1 protein-coding gene is annotated in these 921 nt (G+C 73.2%); it reads right to left on the reverse strand.

Going from position 1 to position 921, the window contains the following annotated elements; genetic code table 11:
- The coding region (locus AC5RV2_RS18530) for a hypothetical protein (RefSeq protein WP_494093546.1) at positions 1–921 on the reverse strand (921 nt) is incomplete at both ends.

Below are 921 nucleotides of genomic sequence, written 5' to 3' on the forward strand. Positions count from 1 at the left end.
GACGACGGCGCGCTGCCACGCCGCCAACGGGCCCCTGCCCTCGGCCGGGGTGCTGGCCAGTTCCAGCAGCGCCTTCCCGATGGACTGGACGGGAATCGATTCCATCCCGGGGACCCGGTCGGGCTGCAGCGACCCTTCGGCGAGCCGGGCGGCGATCGGCGGCAGTTGCAGCAGTTGGCCGGCGCGGGCCAGGATCCCGGGCTCGTCCGGGGAGGACATCAGGTCCCGCAGCCCCTCGACGGCGCCCGGTTCCAGGCCCAGCACATCGCTGAGCCGCTGCATGTCGGGGCCTTCCGGGTGCACGATCCGGCCGAGCAGCCGCAGCGCCTCGGCGTCCGCCCGGGACGCCGAAGGGAACGGCTTGGCCGGCGCCTCCCAGGCGTGCCAGAAGCTGGTGTCCGGGTCGCTCCGCGTGCCCGGCAGCCACGCCTCGACGGCGCGGAAGCCGTCCAGGTCCATCAGCGCCACGATCGGTTTGGCCGAGGCCGGCCAGTTGTAGAGCCCGGGCGCGGCCTCCCCGTAAACCAACACGATCCGTTGTCCGGGCGCGGCCCCGTCCGGCGCGTCCGGCCTGCCCGTCTCGGGCTCCAGGACGTGGAGTTCCACGCCGTTGAGGGCGCCGAACATCATCAGGTCCTCGCGCCGGAACCTGCCCACCAGCACGGTGCGCAGCTCGGCCGCGTCCGGCGCCTCGAGGTCCTCGGCCTCGTCCGCTTCCGGCAGCTCCTCCACTTCCAGCGCCGCGTCCGGTGCCGGTGCCTCGTATTCGACGCCGTCAATCTCCACGGCCGCCCCCAGGTCGGCGGAAAGCCCGCGGACCAGGGCCGCGACGTCATCGCAGCGGTGGAGAACAATTACGACGCCGATCCGGTGCCGTTCAGCGAGGTGCCGGACATCTTCGCCAGCGCCGATGACGCGGTG

The organism is Arthrobacter sp. Y3225116 (assembly GCF_059091245.1).